This window comes from Agrobacterium bohemicum (assembly GCF_002896715.1).
In the GTDB taxonomy this organism is placed as follows: Bacteria; Pseudomonadota; Alphaproteobacteria; order Rhizobiales; family Rhizobiaceae; genus Agrobacterium; species Agrobacterium bohemicum.
On the sequence record NZ_PGEL01000022.1, the window covers coordinates 261,934 to 284,401 of the forward strand.

The 22,468-nt window shown below is 56.8% G+C and carries 20 protein-coding genes; 13 read left to right on the plus strand and 7 right to left on the minus strand.

The genetic code is table 11. The annotated features are described in order from the left end of the window. Nucleotides 1-24 precede the first annotated feature (24 nt). The 6 genes from rhaS (at nt 25) to CUC55_RS08895 (ending at nt 6,502) form a co-directional block, all read left to right on the plus strand. Nucleotides 25-1,035 carry a rhamnose ABC transporter substrate-binding protein gene (rhaS, locus tag CUC55_RS08870; protein ID WP_067648932.1) on the plus strand — a complete coding sequence of 337 codons (1,011 nt, stop codon included), beginning with the start codon at nt 25-27 and terminating at the stop codon, nt 1,033-1,035. Between the two features lie 263 nt (nt 1,036-1,298). Then, complete coding sequence (locus tag CUC55_RS08875; protein ID WP_103087592.1) at nt 1,299-2,795, plus strand: sugar ABC transporter ATP-binding protein; 1,497 nt, start codon at nt 1,299-1,301, stop codon at nt 2,793-2,795. Between the two features lie 13 nt (nt 2,796-2,808). Further along, entirely contained in the window at nt 2,809-3,810 is a 1,002-nt protein-coding gene (locus CUC55_RS08880; RefSeq protein ID WP_103087593.1) for an ABC transporter permease, read from the plus strand. Continuing rightward, nucleotides 3,807-4,805, plus strand: a complete 999-nt coding sequence (locus CUC55_RS08885; protein ID WP_103087594.1) for an ABC transporter permease — start codon at nt 3,807-3,809, stop codon at nt 4,803-4,805. The genes CUC55_RS08880 and CUC55_RS08885 overlap by 4 nt, the downstream gene beginning before the upstream one ends. 3 nt (nt 4,806-4,808) lie before the next feature. Further along, nucleotides 4,809-5,132 carry an L-rhamnose mutarotase gene (rhaM, locus tag CUC55_RS08890; protein ID WP_067648941.1) on the plus strand — a complete coding sequence of 108 codons (324 nt, stop codon included), beginning with the start codon at nt 4,809-4,811 and terminating at the stop codon, nt 5,130-5,132. After that, complete coding sequence (locus CUC55_RS08895) at nt 5,129-6,502, plus strand: FGGY-family carbohydrate kinase (RefSeq protein ID WP_103087595.1); 1,374 nt, start codon at nt 5,129-5,131, stop codon at nt 6,500-6,502. The genes rhaM and CUC55_RS08895 overlap by 4 nt, the downstream gene beginning before the upstream one ends. Here CUC55_RS08895 and CUC55_RS08900 read toward each other — a convergent pair. Genes CUC55_RS08900 through CUC55_RS08910 form a run of 3 tightly spaced genes read right to left on the minus strand, consistent with a single transcriptional unit; the run spans nt 6,499 to nt 8,198 of the window. Further along, entirely contained in the window at nt 6,499-6,894 is a 396-nt protein-coding gene (locus CUC55_RS08900) for a DUF2177 family protein (protein WP_103087596.1), read from the minus strand. The genes CUC55_RS08895 and CUC55_RS08900 overlap by 4 nt on opposite strands. 12 nt (nt 6,895-6,906) lie before the next feature. After that, nucleotides 6,907-7,566, minus strand: coding sequence for a ChrR family anti-sigma-E factor (locus CUC55_RS08905; RefSeq protein ID WP_067648951.1), 660 nt, complete (start codon nt 7,564-7,566; stop codon nt 6,907-6,909). Next, nucleotides 7,563-8,198, minus strand: coding sequence for a sigma-70 family RNA polymerase sigma factor (locus tag CUC55_RS08910; RefSeq protein ID WP_342585715.1), 636 nt, complete (start codon nt 8,196-8,198; stop codon nt 7,563-7,565). The genes CUC55_RS08905 and CUC55_RS08910 overlap by 4 nt, the downstream gene beginning before the upstream one ends. Nucleotides 8,199-8,359: 161 nt before the next feature. On the opposite strand from CUC55_RS08910, the gene CUC55_RS08915 reads away from it, so the two are divergent. The 4 genes from CUC55_RS08915 to CUC55_RS08930 all read left to right on the plus strand — a co-directional run bounded on the left by CUC55_RS08915 (nt 8,360) and on the right by CUC55_RS08930 (nt 12,339). Further along, on the plus strand, nt 8,360-9,721 hold the full coding sequence (locus CUC55_RS08915) for an NAD(P)/FAD-dependent oxidoreductase (RefSeq protein ID WP_103087597.1): 1,362 nt from the start codon (nt 8,360-8,362) through the stop codon (nt 9,719-9,721). Beyond that, complete coding sequence (locus CUC55_RS08920) at nt 9,718-10,536, plus strand: DUF1365 domain-containing protein (protein ID WP_103087598.1); 819 nt, start codon at nt 9,718-9,720, stop codon at nt 10,534-10,536. The genes CUC55_RS08915 and CUC55_RS08920 overlap by 4 nt, the downstream gene beginning before the upstream one ends. 196 nt (nt 10,537-10,732) lie before the next feature. Then, nucleotides 10,733-11,740 carry a class I SAM-dependent methyltransferase gene (locus CUC55_RS08925; RefSeq protein ID WP_425352801.1) on the plus strand — a complete coding sequence of 336 codons (1,008 nt, stop codon included), beginning with the start codon at nt 10,733-10,735 and terminating at the stop codon, nt 11,738-11,740. A 353-nt stretch (nt 11,741-12,093) separates the two neighbouring features. Next, nucleotides 12,094-12,339: a DUF982 domain-containing protein gene (locus tag CUC55_RS08930; RefSeq protein WP_067648964.1), complete on the plus strand. Its 246-nt coding sequence runs from the start codon at nt 12,094-12,096 to the stop codon at nt 12,337-12,339. Between the two features lie 155 nt (nt 12,340-12,494). On the opposite strand, the gene CUC55_RS08935 is transcribed toward CUC55_RS08930, so the two are convergent. From CUC55_RS08935 to CUC55_RS08950, 4 genes are all read right to left on the minus strand, one after another. Further along, entirely contained in the window at nt 12,495-12,887 is a 393-nt protein-coding gene (locus CUC55_RS08935) for a PRC-barrel domain-containing protein (protein WP_067648967.1), read from the minus strand. An 84-nt stretch (nt 12,888-12,971) separates the two neighbouring features. After that, nucleotides 12,972-14,546 (minus strand): ABC transporter permease, encoded by a 1,575-nt coding sequence (locus CUC55_RS08940; RefSeq protein ID WP_103087629.1) that lies wholly within the window; start codon nt 14,544-14,546, stop codon nt 12,972-12,974. 283 nt (nt 14,547-14,829) lie between these two features. Beyond that, complete coding sequence (locus CUC55_RS08945; RefSeq protein ID WP_210200672.1) at nt 14,830-15,852, minus strand: Fe(3+) ABC transporter substrate-binding protein; 1,023 nt, start codon at nt 15,850-15,852, stop codon at nt 14,830-14,832. Between the two features lie 146 nt (nt 15,853-15,998). After that, on the minus strand, nt 15,999-17,051 hold the full coding sequence (locus CUC55_RS08950) for an ABC transporter ATP-binding protein (protein WP_103087600.1): 1,053 nt from the start codon (nt 17,049-17,051) through the stop codon (nt 15,999-16,001). A 278-nt stretch (nt 17,052-17,329) separates the two neighbouring features. Between CUC55_RS08950 and CUC55_RS08955 the strand changes: the two genes are divergently transcribed. The 3 genes from CUC55_RS08955 (at nt 17,330) to CUC55_RS08965 (ending at nt 22,461) form a co-directional block, all read left to right on the plus strand. Continuing rightward, nucleotides 17,330-19,039, plus strand: coding sequence for a long-chain-fatty-acid--CoA ligase (locus CUC55_RS08955; protein WP_103087601.1), 1,710 nt, complete (start codon nt 17,330-17,332; stop codon nt 19,037-19,039). A 106-nt stretch (nt 19,040-19,145) separates the two neighbouring features. Further along, entirely contained in the window at nt 19,146-20,777 is a 1,632-nt protein-coding gene (gene pgi, locus CUC55_RS08960) for a glucose-6-phosphate isomerase (RefSeq protein ID WP_103087602.1), read from the plus strand. A 319-nt stretch (nt 20,778-21,096) separates the two neighbouring features. Further along, nucleotides 21,097-22,461: a sensor histidine kinase gene (locus CUC55_RS08965; protein WP_245417730.1), complete on the plus strand. Its 1,365-nt coding sequence runs from the start codon at nt 21,097-21,099 to the stop codon at nt 22,459-22,461. Nucleotides 22,462-22,468 lie beyond the last annotated feature (7 nt).

Sequence of the window (22,468 nt, forward strand, 5' to 3'; positions counted from 1 at the left end):
GGTTTAATCGGGAGGAGAACCAACATGAAACTGACACGCAGAAAACTCAGCCAGGCATTGGCCCTTAGCGTCGCCATCGGCGTTGCCGGATTTGGCGGTATGGCGCAGGCCAAAGACATCAAGATCGCGCTGGTCGTGAAATCGCTCGGAAACGGCTTCTTTGAAGCCGCCAATAAGGGTGCGCAGGAAGCGGCCAAGGAACTCGGCGGTGTCGAGATCATCTATACCGGCCCTACGACGACCACGGCTGAAGGCCAGATCGAAGTCATCAACTCGCTGATCGCGCAGGGCGTGGATGCGATCGCCATTTCCGCCAACGATCCTGACGCGGTGGTGCCAGCCCTCAAGAAGGCAGCACAGCGCGGCATCAAGGTTATCTCCTGGGATAGCGGTGTTGCACCGGCAGGCCGTATTCTCCAGCTGAATCCATCATCCAACGCGCTGATCGGCAAGATGTGCCTGCAGCTGGCTGCGGCCCATCTGGATGGCGGCAAGGGCGACTTCGCTATCCTCTCTGCCACCACCACCTCCACGAACCAGAACATCTGGATCGACGAGATGAAGAAGCAGTTGAAGGACTTCCCCGGCCTCAACCTCGTCACCACAGTCTACGGTGACGATCTGGCCGACAAGAGCTACCGCGAAGCTCAGGGCCTCCTCACATCGCAGCCGAATGTGAAGGTCATCGTCGCCCCGACTACGGTCGGCGTGCTGGCCGCATCGCAGGCGGTGAAGGATGCAGGCAAGATCGGCCAGGTCTTCGTGACAGGCCTTGGCCTTCCATCCGAAATGGCAGGTGCCATCAAGTCCGGTGCCACCAAGGAATTCGCCATCTGGAACCCCATCGACCTCGGCTATTCCGCCACCCAAATCGCCTATCACCTTGTGAAGGGTGATGCGGATGGCAAGCCAGGCACAGAGATCGAAGCCGGACGCATGGGCAAGATCAAGGTTGGTGAGAATAGTGAGGCTGCGATGGCCGATCCGTTTGTGTACAACTCGTCCAATATCGATCAGTTCTCGAAGATTTTCTGATCTTTAATGATTCTCCCGGCGGCATTGGTCGATGATCGCTGCCGGGGATTTCAAGTCGCATCCACACCCTCGACGTCATCCTCGGGCTTGTCCCGAGGATCTGCGACGTCTCGGACTTTCAACGTGGTTAGATCCTCGGGACAAGCCCGAGGATGACGTCGAGGGTGTGGGTCGCCCCTGCTCCACAAGGAGCGTTCGGACTTCTGACAATGACAATGGCTGTAGAGNAAATCACCGACGCGACAGCGTCACACGCACAAGCCATGGGAAGTTCAGCTCCCATTCTCGAAATGCGCGGCATCAGCCAGATATTCCCCGGCGTCAAAGCCTTGGATGGCGTCAACATTGCGCTCTACCCCGGCAAGGTTACCGCCCTCATCGGTGAGAACGGTGCGGGTAAATCGACGCTCGTTAAAATCCTGACCGGCATCTACCGCCCCAACGAAGGCGAAATCCTGCTGGATAGCCAGCCCGTCACCTTCCAAAGCGCGCAGGATGCCATCGATGCGGGCGTCACGGCAATTCATCAAGAAACCGTGCTGTTTGATGAGCTGTCGGTGGGTGNAAACATCTTTCTCGGCCACGCACCAAANGGGCGTTTTTGGCTGATCGACTGGAAAACGATCAATGAACAATCGCGCACGCTGCTGGAGCGGCTGGAAAGCAAGATTGATCCGACCATTCGGCTGAAAGACCTGTCGATTGCGCAGCGGCATCTGGTGGCGATTGCGCGGGCGCTTTCCGTCGAAGCCCGCATCGTCATCATGGACGAGCCGACGGCGGCTTTGTCGCGCAAGGAAATTGATGACCTCTTCCGCATCGTGGAAAACCTGAAACGGCAGGGAAAAGCCATCCTGTTCATCAGCCACAAATTCGATGAGGTCTACGAAATCGCCGAAAGCTATGCGGTGTTCCGCGATGGCAAGATGGTCGGTTCAGGCGATCTGGCACAGACACCGCAGGATGAAATCGTGCGTCTGATGGTGGGGCGCGATGTGAAGGATGCATTCCCGAAACAGGCGGTCAACATTGGCGAAACCACACTTTCGGTACAGCGCTATTGCCACGATACCGAATTTCGCGACATTTCCTTCGATCTGCGCAAGGGCGAAATTCTTGGCCTTTACGGCTTGATCGGCGCGGGGCGCTCGGAGCTGTGCCAATCCCTGTTCGGCATCACCCGCCCCGCCTCCGGCACACTCATGCTCAATGGCAAGCCGCTCTCCATCCGCTCGCCGGAAGACGCGATCCGCTCTGGCATCGTCTATGTACCGGAAGAACGCGGGCGGCACGGGCTGGCGCTCGATTTGCCGATCTATCAGAACATGTCGCTGCCATCTCTGTCACGCACATCGCGCAAGGGCTTTTTGGCGGCGGCCAATGAATTTGCACTGGCCCGCAAATATGCGTCGCGGCTGGATTTGCGCGCCGCTGCGCTCTCCGTGCCGGTCGGCACGCTCTCGGGCGGCAATCAGCAGAAGGTGGTCATCGGCAAATGGCTGGCAACACAGCCAAAGGTCATCATTTTGGACGAGCCGACCAAGGGTATCGATATAGGTTCCAAGGCCGCCGTGCACGGTTTCATCAGCGAGCTGGCGGCCGAGGGCCTGTCGATCATCATGATTTCATCCGAACTGCCCGAGATTCTCGGCATGTCCGACCGCGCCATCGTCATGCGGGAAGGACTGATGGCTGGCACCTTNGAGCGCTCGGAANTTTCAGCCGAAAAGCTGGTGCGCGCCGCCACAGGTAATGCGTGAGAGGAGCCACACCATGAAAAGACTGCTCAAAAACCGCGAATGGCTGCTAGCAGGCATTATCATCCTGTTGATCGCAGGTTTCTCGCTGCGCTCCCCTGGCTTCGAGCGCCCGGCCAATCTCGTCAACATCTTCAATGACACGTCGATCCTGATCATTCTGGCGCTGGGCCAGATGGCGGTGATCCTGACGAAATCTATCGACCTCTCGGTCGCTGCCAATCTCGCCTTCACAGGCATGGCGGTGGCCATGATCAATGCGGCCTTTCCCGGTATTCCCCTGCCCTTCCTCATTGCGATGGCAGTCGTGATCGGCGCGTTTCTGGGCTCGATCAACGGCATTCTCGTCTGGTGGCTTGGTCTGCCTTCCATCGTGGTCACATTGGGAACGCTGACGATTTATCGCGGTATGGCCTTTGTTCTCTCGGGTGGGGCATGGATCAACGCGCATCAGATGTCATCGACGTTTCTCAACGTTCCACGCACGCCCGTCCTGGGCATGCCGGTTTTGTCCTGGGTCGCGATCCTGATCATTGCAGGCGCATGGCTGGTCTTGACGCGCACCTCCTTCGGACGTTCCGCCTATGCCTCCGGCGGCAATCCGGGCGNCGCGGTTTACGCGGGGATTGATGTCGGACGCACCCGCTTTCTGGCCTTCGTGCTATCANGGGCTCTGGCNGGGCTGGCGAGTTATCTCTGGGTGTCGCGCTATGCCGTCGCTTATGTTGATATAGCCTCGGGTTTCGAACTGGACAGCGTTGCGGCCAATGTCATCGGCGGCATTTCGATTGCCGGTGGCATCGGTTCGGTGGCAGGGGCTGTGCTGGGGGCGCTGTTTCTAGGCGTCATCAAGAACGCGCTGCCCGTCATCGGCATCTCGCCCTTCGCGCAGATGGCGATTTCTGGCGTCGTCATCGTTCTCGCAGTGGTCTTCAACGCCCGCGNCGAAGCCAAGAAGGGCCGCATCATCCTGCGTGACAGGGCCAAGACCGAAATTACCAAGGAGGCTTCGGCATGAGCGCGACCGTACCCGAAACCCGCGTCATTCCAGACAAGCTCGGCACGCCGTTCAAACGCATCATTGCCAGCTGGGAAGTGTTGCTTTTAGGCGTTGCGATCCTCATCTTCATCGTCAATTCCTTTGCGTCACCCTATTTCCTCGATGCCTATAACCTCTCCGACGCCACCTTCAATTTTACCGAAAAGGCGATGATCGCATTCGCCATGGCGCTTCTCATCATCGCCGGTGAAATCGATCTTTCTGTTGCCGCGATCATCGCGCTCGCCTCCACCGCCATGGGCTATGCGGTGCAGATGGGCGTCGGCACGCCTGTTATCGTTGCCATCGGCATCGGCACCGGTCTTGTTTGCGGTGCTTTCAACGGCTTTCTGGTCGCTGGGCTGAAACTGCCCTCCATCGTCGTCACCATCGGCACAATGAGCCTGTTTCGCGGTATCTCCTATCTGGTTTTGGGCGATCAGGCCTTTGGTAAATATCCTGAAAGCTTTGCCTATTTCGGACAGGGCTATGTGTTCTGGGTCATCTCGTTTGAATTCGTATTGTTCGTGGTCATGGCCGTCATCTTCGCCATTCTGCTGCATGCGACGAATTTCGGCCGCCAGGTCTTCGTTATCGGCACAAANCCCTTTGCCGCGCGCTTCTCCGGCATCCCGGTCGAGCNGGTGAAGTTCATCCTGTTTCTGCTGACCGGCCTGATGAGCGGTATCGCCGCCGTCTGCCTCACCTCGCGCCTCGGCTCCACCCGCCCCTCCATCGCGCAAGGCTGGGAGCTGGAAGTGGTGACCATGGTGGTGCTGGGCGGTGTTTCCATTCTGGGCGGCTCCGGCACCATTGGCGGCGTGGTGATTGCGGCTTTCGTCATGGGCCTCGTCACCTTCGGGCTTGGCCTTCTCAACGTGCCCGGCATCGTCATGTCGANTTTCGTTGGCCTTCTCCTGATCATCACCATTGCCATTCCCATCGTCGTGCGCCGTCTGCGAGCCATGAGGTAGACCATGCCAGAACTCGAAAAACACGCCTTCAAGATGAAGCTCTTTCCGGGCATGGAGGCCGAATACCGGAAGCGCCACGATGAAATCTGGCCGGAGCTGGTCGCGCTGCTGCACAAGGCAGGCATCAGCGATTATTCCATTCATCTCGACCCTGAAACCAACATTCTCTTCGGCGTTCTGACCCGCCCGAAAACACACGGCATAGCATCGCTACCTGACCACCCGGTGATGAAACGCTGGTGGGCGCATATGGCCGACATGATGGATACCAACCCGGATGACTCCCCGGTTGCGACCGACCTCATCACATTGTTTCATCTGCCATGACCATCAAGAATGTCGCCGTCATCGATATCGGCNAAACCCATGCGAAGCTGATCGTGGTCGATGGCGAGAGCGGCGAGGAAATTGCGTCGCGGAAGATTGCCAACAGGGTTTTGGCCNGGGCGNCCTACCCTCACTACGATATCGAGACGCTGTGGAGTTTCATCATCGAGGGGCTGGCGGCATTTCGTGAGCAGCCCGGATATCAGGCCATTTCCATCACCACTCACGGGGCGAGTGCCGCGCTTCTGAACGGCCAAGGTGATCTAGCGCTGCCGGTTCTGGATTACGAACACAGCTATCCCGAGGACATTCAAAAAGCCTATGCCGCTCTGCGTCCGCCTTTCGAGGAAACCTTTTCGCCTGCTCTGCCCATGGGGCTGAATGTCGGGGCGCAACTGCATTATCAGAAGACTGCTTTCCCAGAGGCCTTCGTTGATGTCACCGACATCATAACCTATCCGCAATATTGGGCCTTCCGGCTGACGGGCGTAAAGGCGAACGAGGCAACATCGCTGGGCTGTCACACCGATCTCTGGCAACCGGGCAAAGCTACAGTCTCGAGCCTACCGGAAGCACTCGGCATCGCTGGAATCCTCTCGCCGGTGCGCTCCGCCTTCGATGCGCTGGGACCGGTCCTGCCTGATATCGCAGCCAAAATCGGTGTCGATGGCGACATGCCGGTCTATTGCGGTCTGCATGATTCCAATGCGTCGCTGCTCCCGCATCTGATGTTGCGCAAGGGACCGTTTTCCGTCGTCTCCAGTGGCACATGGATCATCTGTTTCGGCGTCGGCGCACAGCTGGAAACGCTCGACGCTACGCGTGATACACTGGTCAATGTCGATGCCTTCGGAAAGCCGGTTCCCTCGGCGCGCTTCATGGGTGGGCGGGAATTTGAAATGTTGACGGCAGGCATAAAGCCGCCGACCGGCGCTGAGCTTGAGGTGGCGCTGAATAACGTTTTGGCTGAGGAAATTCTTTATCTGCCAAATGCGGTGGATGGGTCCGGCCCGTACCCCGGTCGCAAAGGTCACTGGCTGAACGAACCGCGCAGTGACACGGAACGTCATGTTGCCGCAAGCCTCTATGCTGCGATGATGACGGCCTCCTGCCTCTCGCTGGTCGGTAACGCCAAAACAACCATCGTGGAGGGTCCGTTCGGCAGCAACGGCATCTACACCCAGGCCCTGGCCGCAATCACCGGCTCGGATGTGCTGGTCACCGATAGCAACAGCCCTTCAGGCACGGCCCTTGGCGCGGCACTGCTCGCCATCCGCAACGCGCCTCGTCAATCCTATCACACCGTGCAAGCGCTGAACGGCATCTCTGATTACGACGACAAATGGCGGCAGATCGTTGACACCGATTAAGAGATGGCCTGAACCAGCCAGAGACCGCCGACGGCAGCGATGCCCGTCAGAAAGGTTCCCCAAAGGATATCGACCACACATATGCGCCACGACCAGCCCTTCAGCGTGGAGAGATTGGTCATGTCATAGGTGGCATAAGCTATGAAGCCGAGGACTGCACCGGACGTTAACGCCTCATGCCAATCGCCACCATTGAAGGCCGGGAGGACGGCGAAATAGACGATACCGGCAACATNAAATAGATAGAAAATGCCAGCTGCGACGAAATTGGGTTTTGGCAACAAGAGCGGGCCGATCTCGCGCTTGTAAAAGCCTGCCGCCTTCGACAACCAGATGAAATCCAGACCGAAAAAGACGATGGCCGTGCCGATATAGGCGGTTATCACTTCCATCGTCTCATTTCCTTAAATACCGAGAACCGGCTGCAACAGGCGAACCAACCAGCTTTTGAACTTGAGGGGCGCGTCGGTCACGGCAAGACAAATGCAGTCTTCACCCTCACCCGCAATCGGTTGATGTGTGATGTCTTCATCTGTCTCTTCGAAATCGCCACGACGAAACACGTCCTTGCCATCCATGAAGCATCCGGCCAGAACGACCGTCAGCTCCCGCCCGCCATGGCTGTGTTCCGGCACCGGCTTTCCGGCCGGTATACGCAGCAACCGGACGATGGCTTCACCATCATTGGTGCGGATCGGGAACTGGTAAGCGCCGGGGCCGAGTTGCTTCCACTTAATGTCATCCACATCGCCACCGGCGTAGGAGCGCAATGGTTCCGGCAACACAGCTTTCAGAGACGGCCTCGCTGCGGCTTCAGGCGGTGAAACCTGCGCGCCGGGCTGCAGCAGTGCTCGTATCTTCTGCCAATCAGCGCCAGACGTATCCTGCATCGGCTCGATATCATTTAAAAGGGCGCCACCTGCCATTTCCATAGCGGAAAGTCGCCGGCGGCTCTCGGGACAAAGAGCCAGATGGGTCGAAACAGCGAGGCTCCAACTTTCGCCAAGGCTTCCCGAAGCGTAATCCAGCAGCAATTCATCGCTAACCTGGTGCCGTACACTCATGTGCGTGACTCCAGAGCCGCGCGCAACTTGGCGAAGGCGAGCCGAATGCGCGATTTAACGGTACCCACGGGGAGACCAAGCTGCTGGGCAATCGCGCTGTGGGACACTTCATCGAAGAAAGACCGCTTCAGCAGATCAAGCTGTTCCTGCGGCAATTGCGCCAAGGCGCGGTGAAGACGCTCGGCATCCTGAATTTCTTCCAGCTGCAAATCGGCGGCGGGTGCATCGTCCTTAACGAATGCCGGATCGTTGAAATCGAATTCCGGACGCTTGTTCTTACGGTGTGCGTCTATGCGCAGATTTCTGGCAATTCTGAATATCCACGCCGAAACATTGCCTCGGGCGGGATCGAACAAGGCAGCCTTGTTCCAGACCGTTATCATGGTTTCCTGCATCAGTTCCTCGGCGGCCTGTGCATCGCGCACCTGCCGTAACATATAGGTCCGCACGCGCGGTCCGTAATAACGGAAAAGCGTCTCGAAAGCCTCGACGCTTCGCTCAGAAGCAACTGCCCTGATCAGGGCCGGACATTCGCTTTCGATAGTGTTCCTGTCGACGTCATTCATGCGGATCGGCTTCACTCCGCTTCCAAATAGCTTGCCCGCAACCGGACTGTTCCGCTTGCTTGTCATATATTGCCATGCAGGGGCAGCTATGGAAACGTTTATTGTCATGAAACGGATTACGCCATCGGCTCATGAGCGGATCACCGCGAACNAAAAAATGCGAGATCAGCAATCCACTGCCCCGCACCGCTCGTATTGACTAACATAATAAATGCGGAACCGACATTATGGATTTCACGACAGTTGCCAGCAACAAGCCTGCAAGACGCCGGATTGCCGTCATCGGTTCGGGCATCTCCGGCCTCTCGGCGGCGTGGCTGCTGGACAAGTCGGCAGATGTCACGCTGTTTGAAGCAGAGGGCCGGCTTGGCGGCCATGCCAACACTGCGTTCGTGGAACAGCCGGGCGAGGCAACAATTGCCGTCGATACCGGCTTTATCGTCTATAACGAGCGCAATTATCCAAACCTCGTCGCGCTGCTGGATCACCTCGGCGTCGAGACTTCCGCGTCAGACATGTCCTTCGCCGCGTCCCTGCGCGGTGGGCAACTGGAATATTCCGGCACCAGCATCAATGGTCTTTTTGGCCAACGGTCCAACCTTCTTCGCCCGCGCTTCTGGCACATGGTGCGTGATGTCATGCGGTTTTACNAAAAAGNCCCCGACCNTTTGGACGATCCTTCGCTACAGACGATCAGCCTTGGTGAATATCTCGACGCGAACGGCTATTCGCTGAGCTTCGTTGACGACCATCTGTTACCGATGGGTGCAGCAATCTGGTCTACGACGGCAGCCGACATGCGCGCCTATCCGTTGCAGGCTTTCATCCGGTTTTTCGTCAACCACGGTCTTGTCCAATTGGCAGATCGCCCGCAATGGCGCACGGTCAAGGGTGGAAGTCGCGAATATGTTTCGCGGCTGATGTCGCAGTTCAAAGGTACCGNTGTCCTGAACAGCCAGATAGCGGGCCTGCAACGCAGCGAAGACGGCGTGAAGGTTCTGGACCGTTCAGGTCAGCTTTCGGGCTTCGACGATATTGTCATCGCGACCCATGCCGATCAGGCTTTGACTTTGCTGTCGGATGCTGATGTGCAGGAGCGCTCGCTGCTGGGTGCTTTTGAATATACCCGCAACGCTGCTGTGCTGCATTCCGACGCCAGCCTGATGCCGAAGCGCCACAATGTCTGGTCAAGCTGGAACTACCTCAGCGAACCGAACTCGACCGGCGCCGAACAGTTGTGCGTGACCTACTGGATGAACCGGCTGCAGAACATCGACGAGAAGACACCGTTGTTCGTCACGCTCAATCCGTCTCGCGCCATTGATCCGGCCAAGCTGATCCGCGCTTTCGATTATGCCCACCCGCTGTTCGACACCAAAGCACTCGACGCGCAAAAGCAACTGTGGAGCTTGCAGGGTCGGCGAAACACGTGGTTCTGCGGCGCGCATTTCGGCAGCGGTTTCCACGAAGATGGTTTGCAATCGGGTCTCGCGGTAGCGGAAGCGCTGGGCGGGATAAAGCGCCCTTGGAACGTTCAACAGGAATCCGGTCGTATTTTCCTTGCCCCTGAAAAGGCGCTGGCTCCATGACCTTCCGCTCCTCGATCTATGCCGGACATGTCGTGCATGCGCGACACCGTCCGCATGCCCACAAGATGCGCTATCGTGTATTCTCGCTGCTGCTGGATCTGGACGAACTGCCGCTCCTGGACAAGGGTCTGCGATTTTTCGGCCACAACCGCAGGGCGCTATTCAGCTTTCACGATACCGATCACGGGGTTGGCGAAAAGGGTGGCTTGAAAGACTGGGTATCAAAGCACCTGTCAGACGCGGATATCGAGGTCCCCAAGGGTGGTTTGCGTGTTGATATGCTCTGTTACCCGCGCATTTTCGGCTACGTCTTCAACCCGCTGACCGTCTATTTCTGCCATGATGGCGACCGCTTGGTGGCCATTCTCTACGAGGTCAGAAACACCTTTCACGAGCGCCATACCTACATCATTCCGACTGGTCAGAGCTTAGACAATACGATCCGTCATTCCTGCGCGAAAGAGATGTATGTTTCACCCTTCGTCCCGATGGAATGCACCTATGATTTCCGCATTCTGCCACCTTCCGAAAAGGTTCTGGTCGCCATCAACGAGCGCGATCAACAGGGCGATTTGCTGTTTGCTTCCTTTGCCGGAGAGCGCCGTCCCTTGACCAGCGGCGCACTCATGCGCGCACTTTTATCTTACCCGCTGATGACGCTCAAAATCATGGGCGCCATTCACTGGGAAGCACTTTTGCTGTGGGCAAAAGGCAACCCAATTTATCGCCATAAGGCTGCGAAAAACCGCGTTGCCAGCTCGATAGCTGCGCAAAACGGTGGAACCATGGGAGACCTGNAAAATGAGCCACGCTGAGCAGGAGACGACGCCGTTTCCCATGAAAGATGCACCTCTCTGGCAGCGTATGATCTGCCGCCGTCTAAACAACATCACGCAGGGCCGCCTGACCGTCATTTTTCCGGGTGGCTACGAATACGTCGTCAAGGGACAGGAGCCTGGTGCGCACGGTGTGATATCGCTCAACCGTGGCCGCGTCGTGCGCCGGTTGTTGATGGGCGGAAGCCTCGGTTTTGCACAGGCCTATATCGATGGCGACTGGGATACTCCCGATATCGCGGCGCTTCTTGAAGTCGCCATCGCCAATGAGAAGAACTGGTCGTCGGTGTCGGAGCCATCCAAGCTATTTTCCGCATTCGCCTATCTTCGCCACCGCCTGCGGCGCAATTCGAAATCCGGCAGCCGCCGCAACATTTCCTTTCATTACGATCTGGGAAACAATTTTTACTCGGCTTGGCTGGACGAAACGATGACCTACTCCTCGGCTCTTTTCGAGACGCCGGGTCAGAGCCTCGCAGATGCGCAAAATGCCAAATATGACCGTATCGTAGAGCAGTTGAAGATCGGTCCTGACGATCACGTGCTTGAAATCGGCTGTGGCTGGGGCGGCTTTGCCGAATATGCCGTGCGTAAGACGGGTTGCCGCGTGACGGGCCTCACGCTTTCGCGCGAACAGGCGGACTTCGCCAAGGCGCGCCTGTCCAACGCCGGCATGACAGATCGAACCGACATTCGTCTCGAGGACTACCGCGATTGCGCGGGTCCCTACTCCAAGATCGTCTCGATCGAAATGTTCGAGGCCGTGGGTGAGGAAAACTGGCCGACATACTTCCGCCGTGTGCGTGAATTGCTCGNCCCCGGCGGTGATGCCATGGTGCAGGTCATCACCATCGATGAAACGCGTTTCGAAGATTATCGTCGCAACGCCGACTTCATCCAGACATACATTTTCCCTGGCGGAATGCTGCCAACCGTCACCGCGTTTCGCAAGGCGGCGGCCGTCGAGGGCTTCACGGTTCCAGACATGCTGCGCTTTGGAAAAGACTATGATCGCACGCTGATGCTGTGGGACCGCGCCTTTATCAACAACTGGCAGCGCATAGAGCCACTTGGCTTCGACGAGCGCTTCCGCAGGATGTGGCAATATTATCTGCACTACTGCGCTGCGGGNTTTCGGGAGGGTACAATCGATGTCGTGCAGTTTCAGTTGAAAGCATCTTGACGGCAGTATCTGGCACCGCCCGGAGCACGCAATATGCTCGTGCACAACGAAAAATAGAAGGTTCATGGAACTTCGGAAAGATACTCACGTTACGGTGAGTGTCTTTTATCAAAGCATTGCGCTCTACCGAGACAATTTCTCGGTAAGCTCGAGCGCGTAACGCGGAGAATATTCCCATGAACCAGATTATCTACATTGTTGGCCTCGTCGTTATCGTCCTGGCCATTCTCTCTTTCTTCGGCTTCCGCTAATAACAACTTTAACGTTGTAATTTTACGAAAGTGAAATATCCTCCCTAACGGGAACCATGTCGATGTTTAGAACGTTGACGTGGGCTGTTAGGGAGGCGTCCGATGAAACTGACAAGATGGACAGAGCCAGTCGAAGTGAATTTCGACACGACGAACAAGAACGTCATTGCCGGGCCTTTCGATGCCTTGGCATTGTTGACCGAAGACTGGCCGCATACGCGCGGGCTTAACTTCGTCCGTGCTCGCAGCGCATGCCGCGCAGCACTTGACGGACGTAAGTCACCCGAAGAGGCGCGCAAGTGCTTCGAGGATGCGGTGTCGGAAGCACGGCGTCAAAAGCCACATTAAATCCAAAACGATTTAGATATTGAGTGTAGAGAATGGCCCCATACGGGGCCGTTTGTTGTGGTATGTCAGCGTCTTGTCGAGAACACTATCTACAACCCCAGTGCGCGTCACCAAACGCAATGATGGCCCCAAAAGGGGCCATCTTGCATTATCTCTTACATCCAATATGGCGGGACACCGTAATAATCGTAGATTTTCCGGTCGTCGTTTCCAAACAAGCTGTCATCGTCGCGGTTGGCATATTTCGGGCCATTTTCGATCTGCTCTTTCGTCAGGTCGATGCGGTAACCGTCCAGTTCTTCGTCATAGTGCAGTTTTTCCCATGGTAGTGGGTAGTAATCGTCACCGATTCCCAAGAAACCGCCGAAGCTTAGAACTGCGTAGGCAACGCGGCCGCCGCGCTTTTCGAGAATGATGCGCTGGACGGAGCCAATCTTTTTGCTATCGGCGCCGTACACACTGGTGCCCTCAACCTTATCACTTGCAATGAAGCTTGGGGTATCCTTGACATAAGGGTCCTGGCCAGCCTGGGGTGCATGATGTACCATCGGATAATTCCTCCTTGGGTTTTTATTGGTTGTGGTTAGTAAACCCAGAGGTCAAAAAATCGTTCCGATAAAATCTGTCCGCGCCTATGCCCTGATACGCCCCACACGGGCAAGAACCACCACAGGCAATACGCCAATCAGCACGATAGCAAGTGCTGCGAGGGAAGCTTCTTCATAGGTTCCGCGTGCCGCCTCTCCATAAAGATGGGTGGCGAAAGTTTCAAAATTCATCGGGCGCAGCAGCAGCGTTGCGGGTAGCTCCTTAACACAATCCACGAAAACCAGCAGCGCCGCGGCGGCCATTGTCGCCTTTGACAACGGCAGGTGGACGGCGCGAAATGTCTCCGTCGGTGTGCGACCTAGCGTGCGGGATGCCTGATCGAAGGAGAGCGGGATACGGCTTAAACCAGCATCGATGCCACCGCCCGCAATGGTGAGGAAGCGCGCCACATAGGCAAAGACCAAGGCCGATCCACTGCCGATCAGCAACAGGCCCGTCGACAGACCGAACCATTGCTGCATCGTCTGGTCGAGAAACCGGTCGAAACCACCCAGCACGATCAACACGCCGATAGCGATGACCGTTCCCGGTGCAGCATACCCCATCGTCGCCAGACGAAACGACCATAGTGAAGCCTTGCCCGGCAAAAGGCGTAGGGCGTAAGCGACGACCAACCCAGCGCCAACGGTGGCAAGCGTGGCAATTCCGGCAAAGGTAATCGTGTTGAGGGCTTCACCTGCAAAGCGCGATGACAGTCCGCTGAACTGAAATCGTTTCCAAGCCTCAACAACCAGATAGATGGCAGGTGCGACNAAACCAATCAGGATTGGAACGACCCCAAGCCCGAACGCCAGCTCCCCGCGCCACCCACGCATCCGAAGCGGGACCATAACTGAACTTTTCTGGGCTGACGTGGAATAGCGTTGCCTGCGGCGCGCCCATCGCTCCATCGCAACAAGTGCGACGACCAGAAGTAGCATGCACAGGGCAATCTGCGATGCCCCCGGCAAATCCGATTTCGTGACCCAGGTGGTATAGATGGAGACCGTCAGCGTGCGGACGCCCAGAAACTCCGAGGCACCGATATCGTTCAGCGCCTCCATCAACGCCAGGCTCACACCCACAGCGATAGCAGGCCTGGCAAGCGGTACTGCGACCTTTACAAAAAGCCCGTGTCTCGAAGTTCCAAGCATGCGCGCGGCATCCAGCAGACTTCCTGCCTGCGTCAGAAACATGGCCCTGACAGGGATATAGACGTAAGGGTAAAGCACGAAGCCGAGCAGAATGATGCAGCCTGTCATTGAGCGGATATCTGGCAGACGAAATTCGCGGGGGCTGGAGTAGCCGAGGGCAAAGCGCACCGCCCCCTGCACCGGACCCAGAGGATGCAGAATATCGAGATAGGCGTAAGCGACGATGTAGGTCGGCATGGCCAGCGGAAGCAGCAACGCCCATTCCAAAAGCCTGCGACCATGNAAATCATAAGCGCTGACCAGCCATGCGCTCGTCGTACCGAGGATGCCTGCCAGCAGACCGACGCCAAGCAACNAAATCAATGTTTCAGGAAGGGCCGAGGCCAGAACAGTGTCACGCAAATGCGCCCACAACCCTTCAGACCCTTGAACCGCCTGCGACAGCAACGCCAGAACCGGCAACATGGCCAGCAGCGCAACCACGCAGGATGCCACCAGCCACCAGAATGCCGGGTTGATCCGCAGCCTTGGTTTTAGAAGAGTTGCGGTAGCGATGCTGGATACCATGCTGATCTTGAGGTTTTGACCGATTGACAATACGGGGCTCTGGAAACAGTCAAGGCACCCGCTCGAAAACGGGTGCCTGAGATGGCGTAAGCCACTTGGCAGGAAACGTCCTGCTCCATCATTCCGACTTCGAGCGGAGGTGACGGAATGTGAGGAACCGTATCCTCACAGGCAAGCGTCCTTAGTTGTCGAAGCCGACTTTATCGACCAGTTGGCTTGCTTCCTTGCGATGGGAAACGATTTCCGTCAGCGGCTTGCTGTCGATTTTCAGATCACCNAAAGATGCCACGATCTTGTCAAGGCCAGCGCCCTGCTTGACGGGGTATTCATAGTTGGCTTCGGCATAAATCTTCTGCGCTTCATCGGAAACCAGATATTCGAGAAGCTTTACCGCTTCGGCCTTGTTAGGTGCGTTCTTGGCGACGGCCGCGCCGGAGACGTTCACCTGCGTGCCGCCATCCTTGAAGGTCGGCAGAACGACCTTGATTGCCTCACCCCATTTGACCTGATCTTCGCCACCCTTGCCGGAACGCATCAGGCCGACATAATAGGAGTTCGCGATACCGATATCGCAAATGCCGCCGAGGATGTCCTTGGCAACATCACGGTCGCCACCGCCAGCCTTGCGCGCCAGATTATCCTTCACGCCTGCCAACCACTTTTCGGTTGCCTCAGCGCCATGGTGGGCGATGTAATCGGCAAAAAGAGCCGTGTTGTAGGGATGCTGGCCAGCGCGAATGCAGACCTTGCCCTTCCACTTGGCGTCAGCGAGATCCTCGTAATTGAACGAAGAAACGTCCACGTCCTTCGCAGCGTAGAGAACGCGCGCGCGCATGGACAGAGCAAACCAGTTGCCCTTGGCATCACGAAGGCTGGCTGGAATAGCCTTGGTCAAAACTTCGGATTCGATGGGCTGCGTGACACCCNTTTCAGCCAGATCGACCAGATTGCCAGCATCCACTGTCATCAAGACATCAGCAGGCGAGCTTGCGCCTTCGCTCAGAACGCGTTCAGCCAGACCGTCCTTCAGGAACACGGTGTTGACCTTGACGCCGCTTTCCTTGGTGAAAGCTTCGAGCAGGGGCTGGATCAGCGCAGGTTCGCGCGTTGTGTAGATGCTCAGTTCTGCGGCATTTGCAGCGCCAGCGGCAAATGCCGCAGTGCTGGAAAAAAGTGCGATTTTGGTAAAGGTCGATATTGTCATGTCTATNCCCCGGTAACGTGNAAACAATATCCGGATGCATGATCATACATGACGCAACAAATCAAGTTATACTGACTTAGTTTTTAGAGCAAAGGCCTCACTTTGAGTTGAACAATGGGCCATTTTTAAGCAGAAAATTCTAATATTCAATCAAGGGTAAATATCAGAACACGATCAGGAGCGACCAAAAGGCGTACGTCCTGCATGTCTGCAGAGCTGCGCCGCATGCTGCGAACGCGCAGGTCCTGTGCAAGACCTACAACACTGACAGAAACCTGTTCAATCTCGCCCATGAACATCCTGCTCGTAATGCGTCCGGCGATATGAGCACCTGAGTCAGCCTCGCAAAGCGTTATCGCACTGGGGCGGATATAAGCCAAAGCCCTCGACCCTTCACGAAGATCGCCTTCGTGCGGAAACGTGCCGATCGGTGTTTCCAGATGTCCGTTTTTAACCGTACCTTCGACCTTGTTGAAGGCACAGAAAAAATCTGCCGCATAACGACTGACGGGGTTGTCGTGCACGTCATAGCCAGTGCCGCTCTGCACGACACGACCATTTTGCATGAGAACCACGCGGTCACCCGCCGAGAGCGCTTCTTCCGGGTCATGCGTCACCATGATGGCAGTGGNTTTCAAGCCTCTCAGCAGGTGCAGCGTTTCCTCGCGCACACTGTCGCGAAGGCCGCGATCCAGATTGGAGAAGGGCTCATCCATCAGAAGAATGTCCGGTTTGGGCGCCAGCGCCCGCGCCAGTGCCACGCGCTGCTGCTCTCCGCCCGAAAGCGTGTGCGGATAGCGAGTTGCAAGTTCCGCCAGACGCACATGCTGGATCATGTCTGCCACCCGTGCTTTCGCCTCGGCTCTCGGCAATCCTTTCAGACCGAACAGTACGTTTTGCTCGACCGTCAGATGCGGAAACAGCGCGTAATCCTGAAACACGAAACCAATGCGTCGCTTTTCCGGCTCCATGAAAGTCGTCGGCCCTGCGATTTCGCGACCATTCATCATGACAGCACCGGCATCCGGCGTTTCGACACCCGCGATGATCCGCAGCAGCGTGGATTTGCCACAGCCGGAACGACCGACCAGACATATGATTTCACCAGGCATGACCGTCAGCTGGATATCCGTCAGCACGTCCACGTCACCGAAGCGCTTTCCGATCGAGTTCAGCTGTAGTGCGGCGATACCAGACATTGTCATTTCCATANTTTTTTGGTGCGGTTTGTTGATTGCTCAATTCAGGATTAAAGTCAAAAGCCAATCTTTTTGGCGGCAATCCGCGCGGATAAGCGACGATGCGAGATTTGAATCGCGATAGTTGACGTTTACGTCAAAGTTAAATACGCTGATGTGAGTAGGTGGTTTTGGAGGCTTCATCTACGATTGCAAAATTCGTAAATGCATGACTGTTTGGCTGAGGAGCTGGCAGATAGGATTGCAGAGTTGTGCAAATGCCGGCATGGGAGGATACAATGAGCGACATGAATTTGGGCCGTGAGGAAACGCGCGTGCAGCGACCATGGCTTGCATCCTACCCGCAGGGTGTCCCTGCGGAGCTTCCCGATCTCGGTTACTCCTCCCTCGCAGAGCTTCTGGAAAAAAGCTGCTCGCTTTACGCGGATCGCAAAGCCTTCTCCAGCATGGGCAAGTCGCTGACCTATCGCCAGCTTGAGGAGCAGACACGCAAGGTAGGCGCTTGGCTTCAACAGATCGGACTGGTAAAAGGTGACCGCGTTGCGGTCATGATGCCGAACATTCTGCAAAACCCGGTTGCGACCTATGCCATCCTTCGGGCAGGGCTGACGGTGGTCAACGTCAACCCGCTCTACACACCGCGAGAGCTTGCGCATCAGCTCAAGGATTCCGGTGCCAAGGCGCTGTTCGTGCTGGAAAATTTTGCAAATGTGGTTCAGCAGACCCTGCCGCATACAGATGTCAAGCACGTGGTGGTCGCCACGATGGGCGATCTGCTTGGACTGAAGGGTCACATCGTCAACCTTGTGGTGCGCAAGGTCAAAAAGATGGTTCCGGCATACTCACTGCCGCAGGCCGTCAGCTTCAAGGACGTGCTCAAGCAATCCCGTGATCTCCAACTGAAGCCGATGCAGATCGGCCGGGAAGATATAGCCTTTCTGCAATACACCGGCGGCACGACAGGCATTTCCAAAGGTGCGATTCTGACCCACGCCAACCTCCTGGCCAACAAGCAGCAAATCTCGCTCTGGATGGACGCCGCCTTCCTGAACAAAAAACGGCCGGAAGTGCTCAATTTCGTTTGCGCGCTACCGCTGTACCATATCTTCGCGTTGACTGTGAATTCGCTGATGGGCATCGCGCTTGGAGGCCACAATCTGCTTATCGCAAACCCGCGTGATATTCCGGGCTTCGTCAAAGAACTGTCCGGCTACACGCCGCATGTTTTCCCCGCCATCAACACTCTGTTCAACGCGCTGTTGAACAATGAGGATTTTCGCAAACTGGACCTCTCCTCCCTGGTTCTGGTCATGGGCGGCGGCATGTCCGTGCAGCGCCCCGTTGCAGAGCGTTGGGCATCGGTGACAGGCACACACATTTGCGAGGGTTATGGTCTTTCGGAAACCTCGCCCGTCGCCACGGTGAACCCTCTGGGCCGGAGCGATTTCAGCGGCACCATCGGCTTGCCCGTGCCCTCGACCGACATCGAAATTCGTGACGATGACGGCAACAGCCTACCCCTCGGTGAAGTCGGCGAAATTTGTATTCGCGGACCGCAGGTCATGCCGGGTTACTGGCAGCGCCCCGACGAAACCGCCAAGGTGATGACGCCAGACGGCTTCTTCCGATCCGGCGATATGGGGCTCATGGATGAAGCCGGTTATACCAAGATCGTGGACCGGAAGAAGGACATGATCCTGGTATCGGGCTTCAACGTCTACCCCAACGAAATCGAAGAAGTGGCGGCTGGCCACCCCGGTGTGCAGGAATGTGCGGCCGTTGGCGTAGCAGATGAGCATTCCGGCGAAGCGGTAAAGCTTTACGTGGTGNAAAAAGACCCCGCACTGACCGCCGAAGATCTGAAAGCCTTCTGTGCCATAAGCCTCACGAACTACAAGCGCCCCAAGCATATCGAGTTCATCGCGGAATTGCCCAAGACCAATGTCGGTAAGATCCTGCGCCGTGAGCTTCGAAAGCCGACTAACTGATTGGTGTAATTTGCGATAATTCAATCGCTTTGACGAACGCGCCTTGATTTAGCCTGATGAAAAAGAATAGTTTCCTCATCCTTTCCCGGAGCATGAGGAGCATTCCATGCAGGCCATCGTCGAAAACCTGAAATCCACGGCAGCGAGGACCGCTGCCACCGACCTTCGCGCCGCTTTTGCCGCCGACGATAACCGTTTCGAGCGTTTCAGCGCCCGCTTCGACGATCTGGTGATGGATTATTCCAAATGCGCGGTAAATGAAGAGGTGCTTGCGCTTCTCGAAAAGCTGGCCATCGAGGGCGGCGTCGAAACGAAGCGCGAGGAGATGTTCTCCGGCAAGGAGATCAACTTTACCGAAGGACGTGCCGTGCTGCATACGGCGCTGCGCAACCGCTCCAACACGCCTGTCATGGTCGATGGCAAGGATGTCATGCCTGACGTCAATGGCGTACTTACCGCCATGGGCAAGNTTTCCGATGCCATTCGCTCCGGCGCGCTTAAGGGTGCGACGGGCAAAAAGATCACCGACATCGTCAATATTGGCATTGGCGGCTCCGATCTTGGCCCCGTCATGGCAACGCTGGCGCTGGCTCCCTTTCATGACGGTCCGCGTGCGCACTTCGTTTCCAACATCGATGGCGCCCACATTGCCGATACGTTGAAGCTGGTCGATGCGGAAACCACGCTTTTCATCATCGCATCCAAGACCTTCACCACCATTGAAACCATGACGAATGCCGCAACGGCGCGTAAATTCATTGCCGACAAGCTCGGTGAAGACGCCGTCAAGCACCATTTCTGTGCCGTTTCCACCGCTCTCGACAAGGTTGCAAGCTTCGGTATCGACAGCGAGCGCGTTTTCGGTTTCTGGGATTGGGTGGGTGGACGTTACTCCATCTGGTCGGCCATCGGCCTGCCACTGATGCTGGCCATAGGCCCCGACAATTTTGGCAAGTTCCTGGATGGCGCTCACGCCATGGATACGCATTTCCGCCAGGCACCGGTTCGCCAGAACCTGCCCATGCTGCTCGGCCTCATCGGCTTTTATCACCGCAACGTACTGGATTATTCGACCCGCGCCATTCTCCCCTACGATCAGCGACTTTCGCGCTTCCCGGCCTATCTGCAACAGCTGGATATGGAATCGAACGGCAAGGGCGTCACCATCGATGGCACACCTGTCGAAGGTCAGTCCGGCCCGGTCGTGTGGGGCGAGNCCGGCACCAACGGTCAGCATGCCTTTTACCAGCTGATCCATCAGGGCACGAGCGTCATCCCTGCAGAGTTCATGATTGCCGCCAACGGTTTCGAGCCGGAATTGCGCCACCAACATCAGTTGCTGATCGCCAATTGCCTCGCGCAATCGGAAGCCTTGATGAAGGGCCGCACATTGGCGGAAGCGAAAGAACAGCTGACATCCAAGGGCATGGAGGACAAAAAGGCCGACTTCATCGCCCCTCACCGCGTCTTCACCGGTAACCGCTCGTCGATCACCTTCGTCTACGACACGCTGACGCCGTTCGCGCTGGGCCGCCTGATCGCCCTTTACGAACATCGTGTCTTTGTAGAAGGCGTTCTGTTCCGCATCAACTCCTTCGACCAATGGGGCGTGGAACTGGGCAAGGAACTGGCAACCGGCCTGCTGCCTGTCGTGGAAGGCAAGGAAAGCGCTGAAGGTCATGACAGCTCGACGCAGGGCCTTGTAAAAACATTGGCTGGACTGGCGAAGCACGGCTAGTTTTCACCGTCGGAGCGCAGTCACGGATCATGACAGCGCCTAACTGAAACCAACCCTGCCGATGTCCTCGGCTGGGTTGCTCGTTAAGCCGACCCATGTGCACAGCATTTGAAAATCGAGCGGAAAACCCTAATATCGCTTGGAATTGCGGCTTTGCACCGATATGAAATCAAAGGCCCTCGCATCGACAGGAACCGGCCCGGTGTTTTCGACCGTCATAAACAGGACAGACCGTCAGGATGCGGACGCGCACAGCGAAGCGCCCGGCTTGACACAAGGCCTGTCCGGTCGGCTGCTGTTGCTGACAGTCATTTTCGTGATGATCGCCGAAGTCCTGATTTTCGTGCCGTCCGTCGCCAATATGCGCCTGTCATGGCTGCGTGACCGGCTGAACACGGCAGCGGCAGCTGGCATCGTCATCGATGGCTTGCAGACCGAACTGCCCAGAACCGTTCAGAACGACACGCTGCTGGCGACGGGCGCAAAGCTCATCGCTCTTAAAAAGGACGGGACGTCCACGCTTCTTGCCGCCACGGAAGTGCCACCCAGCGTCGATGAACAATATGACCTGTCGGACGTGTCCCAACTCGCGGCGGTGCGCGATGCGTTTTCCGTTCTTCTATTCGGCGGCAACCGAGTCATCCGCGTGTTCGATGTCATCGACGACAGCAATATGATCATCGAGATCGTCATCGGCGAGCATAAGCTACGCGCGGCGATGATCGCCTATGCGGGCAACGTCCTCTTGATTTCAGTGGCGCTGTCATTGATCACGGCCAGCCTGATTTTCGTGTCGATCAACCGCATCCTCATCCGCCCCATCCGCCGCCTGACCCTTGGCATGCGGGGANTTTCCGAGCAACCGGATGACCCCTCGCGTGTGTTCAAGCCGGAAGACGGCAGCGATGAACTGGCCGTGGCCGGTCGACATCTGGCCGATATGCAGACGCAACTGCNAAAAACATTGAAGCAGCAGAAAAACCTTGCCGATCTGGGCCTCGCCGTTTCCAAGATCAACCACGATATGCGCAACATCCTGTCATCCGCTCAGTTGATGTCCGACCGCCTTGTAGACGTCGAAGACCCGATGGTGCGCAGTTTCGCGCCAAAACTGCTTCGTACGATAGACCGCGCTGTCGGCTATACCAGCGAGGTTCTTGCCTACGGGCAAGCAACCGAGGGTGCACCGAAACGACGCCTGATCGAACTGGATGAACTGGTACAGGACGTAAAGGATGTCCTCGCTATCGATCCCGCGAGCGGCATAGAATTCATAGATACCGTTCCAACAGATTTGCGCATCGACGCCGACGCGGAACAACTGTTCAGAGTCCTCTACAATCTCTGTCGAAACGCCGTGCAGGCGCTGCAGCAGGCGACCGGCGATGACTATGCCCATAAACGGCTGACGATCGCCGCTCAGCGCAATGCAGACGTTGTCAGTGTCGTCATTGACGATAACGGACCGGGCATGCCGCAGAGGGCCAGAGAAAATCTGTTCTCTGCCTTCAAAGGCTCCGCTCGCTCTGGCGGCACCGGGCTCGGTCTCGTCATCGCCCGTGAACTGGTCCTTTCCCACAAGGGCACGATTGCGCTAGTGGAAAAGTCCGGCCAGGGAACGCAATTCCGCATCGAAATCGCCGACCGGCCAGCCACCGAGCCTCGTCAACAAAACGGCGCATAAGCATCGC